This window comes from Tychonema sp. LEGE 07196 (assembly GCF_963890365.1).
Taxonomy (GTDB): domain Bacteria; phylum Cyanobacteriota; class Cyanobacteriia; order Cyanobacteriales; family Microcoleaceae; genus Microcoleus.
Genome location: NZ_CAWPRX010000004.1, coordinates 1 through 3229, shown reverse-complemented (window position 1 = coordinate 3229; position 3229 = coordinate 1). Strand labels below are relative to the sequence as shown.

Below are 3229 nucleotides of genomic sequence, written 5' to 3'. Positions count from 1 at the left end.
CCTCCTCAGTCTCCTGATTGAGTCTTAGCCCCCCCTTAGCAAGGGGGGGTTGGGGGGGTGCTTGCGGGTGGGGAAAAACTGCCAATTCTGTCACTTGCCCTCGCAATGCGTCGATTTGTGCGTCGGTGACATCGGGCGATCGCACAGTGCCGAGAATTACATCATGCCGCCGGCTCAAGTATTGTAATAAATTAAAAGTCCTTACCTGAGTTCCTCCGCGGCTTGGCGGGTAGGGAAAAGTCGAGGAAAGCATCAAAATTTGCATGGGATATTGGATAAATCAAATTGCCGCTGTCGCGATAAGATTGACGGATAAAACTTTTTTAACAATCTTCTCACTATGGACGAATTATCTATCAAAGCGCTGCTCCAAGACTTAAAAAATTCCGAAGAAAGCGTGCGCGATCGGGCGACTACAGAACTCTGGCGGACTTGGTTTAACCAGAAGGGTGATTATGGGATGCAAATTCTCAGGCGATCGCAAGTTTCGCTAAGTGCCGGCGATGTTCGCCACGCTTTGGATTTGCTGACGAAACTGATTGCTCAATCACCCGATTTTGCTGAAGCTTGGAATCGGCGCGCCGTACTTCACTATACCCAAGGAAATTATAAAAAGTCGATTCACGATTGCGAAATTGTCCTCAAATTGAACCCGGTACATTTTGGGGCGCTGCACGGTCTTGGTTTGTGCTACGCTGCCCTAGGAGAATACACGAGTGCTATTGGAGCTTTTCGCCGCGCTTTGGAAATTCAACCCTTTGCTTTGGTGAATCAAAAGTTAATTCTTGAATGTACGGCTCGTTTGAGTTAAAGAAGGAAGTTCGGCAACGAGCAATGTACGGGATGTAACGGATGTAAGTCAGAAGGAAGAAGGAAGAAGGAAGAAGGAAGAAGGAAGAAGGAAGAAGTCATTAGTCATTAGTCATTGGGCATTGGCCCGCGCAGGGCATTGGGCATTGGCCCGCGCAGGGCATCAGGAAGACTTTAATTTGGGGCAGTCTAAAGTTTAAAATTTCAGATCTAAAATCTAAAATCTAAAATCTAAAATGGTTTTTGTTTGTGCCGAAAATTAGCGTTTGCATTCCTACTTGCAATCGAGTGCATTTGCTGGCTAGTGCGATCGCCAGCGTGTTAGATCAAACTTATACAGATTTTGAATTAATTGTCTGCGATGACGGCTCGACTGACAGCACTCCGCTGTTAATGTCAGAATTTGTAGGGCCAGGAATTCGCTACATTCGCCACCTGCAGAATATTGGTAAAAGTAATAATATGCGATCGGGCTTTGCGGCGGCAAGGGGCGAATATTTTATCAAATTGGACGATGACGATCGCCTGAGAGCGCAATTTCTGGAGCGGACATCTGCTATTTTAGATAAAGACCCCAGCATTGATTTTGTCAGTACCGATCACTGGGTCATTGATGTCAACAACAATATTGACGAAAACCAGACACAACTGAATTCGCAGCGGTGGGGCCGCACCGATTTATCCGCTGGAATTATTGAAGATTTGCTCTCGACAGTTTTTCTGAGACAGAGTTTGCAAATAGGGGCGACTTTGTTTCGCCGCCCCGCGCTGCAAGAAGTAGGATTTCTGCGGCCGAATTTGCAAAACTGTGAAGATAACGATTTGTTTGTGAGACTTGCAATTGCCGACAAAAAATGCTATTACTTGCCAGAGTTATTGATGGAGTATCGAGTTCATGCAGGACAGCAAGGAGTCGATCGGGCAATTCCGTATTTGACTGATAAATTGCGCTATTTGACCGCCTACGAATTTGAGTCAGAAAAGTTGGAAACAGTCAGGCTCAAAAGGCTCGCCGAAACTCAATTAGCGCTTGGTTTGCGGCTGATTGAGGTGGGCGAAACTGCAAAAGGGCGACAAATGGTGCAGGCTGGAAAGTCTTTTTCTGAGGCGAAGATGTGGGCGGGTTTGGGATTGTCGCTGCTACCCGTGGAGTTGCGTCCCAGGGCTTTTGCGGCTGTGCGGCAGTTGATAAAATAACCATCGATCAGAGTTATAAGACTCCTGACTCTAATAGCTCTAAATATACAAACTCAGGAGCTTTAACTCCCGCTTCTTCTCTAATTTTCACCAGTCTCGGAGACTCAAAAAATGCCCTGGCATCTGCTATTGATGTCCAGCCACTGAAATGAACAATTTTGTTTGGTTCATTTTCATACTTCAAAACTTGATACGATCGCTCGCCAGCTTCTTTTCGCAGGTTCTCAGCATTGTGAAATACTTTTTGCCAAGCTTGATAATTTTCTACTTCATGAATAATTAATACATACTCCACAGTCATAAAATCTATTTTCCTATTGATTTTGTTATGCTGTCAATTATAATAGACGACTGTAAAGTAGTAAACAGTGTCCGATCGAAGTTATTCCTAAATTATCGTGTCTATATTTTCTGAAATTCCCACTGTGTGGTTGCAAATTTCCCTCGTGGGAGCCTGGTTGGGTGTGATTTTATTGGTAGCTGAGGGGTTAAACCGCTTGACTTCTGTGGGTGCAGAGGTATCGCGGAAGGTGGTTCACATCGGTACTGGGAACGTGATTTTGCTGGCTTGGTGGCTGCAAATACCGGGCTGGGTGGGAATTTCGGCGGGGGTTTTAGCAGGTGCGATCGCCCTAATTTCCTACCAACTGCCGATTTTGCCCAGTCTTAACAGTATCAACCGCAAAAGTTTCGGGACTTTTTTCTATGCTGTGAGTATTAGCGTTCTCGTCGCTTGGTTTTGGCCGCTGCAACATCAGGAATACGCAGCTTTGGGCATTTTAGTGATGGCTTGGGGGGACGGATTGGCTGCTGTCATCGGTCAAAAATACGGCAAACATATTTATCGAGTTTGGGGAATCCAAAAGAGTTGGGAAGGTTCTGCAACTATGTATTTGGTGAGTTTTGCAGTTAGCAGTTTGATTTTGCTAACTGCTGGCGGCAATATTTGGCAAACTTTGGTTGTGTCCGCTATTGTGGCTTTGGTTGCTGCTACTTTGGAGTCGGTTTCTAAGTTGGGAATTGACAATTTGACTGTGCCCATTGGCAGTGCGGCGATCGCCTTTTTCCTCAATCAATTTTGGGTAATTGGTTCCTAGTCAGGACTTGGGTTCCGATCGAACTCAAAACACCAACGCCACCAATAAGCTGTTGCTCATATAGATTGTGTATAGCGATTGAGGGGTAGAGGGGGAGAATGGGAGAGGGGGAGATTGGGAGAGGG

4 protein-coding genes and 1 pseudogene are annotated in these 3229 nt (G+C 45.8%); 3 read left to right on the top strand and 2 right to left on the bottom strand.

The annotated features are described in order from the left end of the window. Positions 1-265 (bottom strand): annotated as a pseudogene (locus tag AACV78_RS00460) (glycosyl transferase family 1); the annotation flags it as partial. Between the two features lie 75 nt (positions 266-340). On the opposite strand from AACV78_RS00460, the gene AACV78_RS00455 reads away from it, so the two are divergent. Together AACV78_RS00455 and AACV78_RS00450 are read left to right on the top strand one after the other, a co-directional pair. After that, positions 341-811, top strand: coding sequence for a tetratricopeptide repeat protein (locus tag AACV78_RS00455; RefSeq protein WP_194013113.1), 471 nt, complete (start codon positions 341-343; stop codon positions 809-811). A gap of 248 nt (positions 812-1059) precedes the next feature. Continuing rightward, a complete protein-coding gene (locus AACV78_RS00450; protein ID WP_194013114.1) occupies positions 1060-2007 on the top strand; it encodes a glycosyltransferase in 948 nt (315 codons plus the stop codon). A gap of 13 nt (positions 2008-2020) precedes the next feature. Here the strand turns inward: AACV78_RS00450 and AACV78_RS00445 are convergent, their stop codons facing one another. Beyond that, complete coding sequence (locus AACV78_RS00445; protein WP_228042730.1) at positions 2021-2308, bottom strand: putative quinol monooxygenase; 288 nt, start codon at positions 2306-2308, stop codon at positions 2021-2023. A gap of 97 nt (positions 2309-2405) precedes the next feature. Here AACV78_RS00445 and AACV78_RS00440 point away from each other — a divergent pair, with 97 nt between their 5' ends. Beyond that, positions 2406-3104: a diacylglycerol/polyprenol kinase family protein gene (locus AACV78_RS00440; RefSeq protein ID WP_333113642.1), complete on the top strand. Its 699-nt coding sequence runs from the start codon at positions 2406-2408 to the stop codon at positions 3102-3104. The last annotated feature ends 125 nt before the right edge of the window (positions 3105-3229 follow it).

Coding starts and splice junctions, on each gene's coding strand:
- AACV78_RS00455 (WP_194013113.1), top strand. CDS start 341: ATGGACGAATTATCTATCAAAGCGCTGCTCCAAGACTTAAAAAATTCC.
- AACV78_RS00445 (WP_228042730.1), bottom strand. CDS start 2,308: ATGACTGTGGAGTATGTATTAATTATTCATGAAGTAGAAAATTATCAA.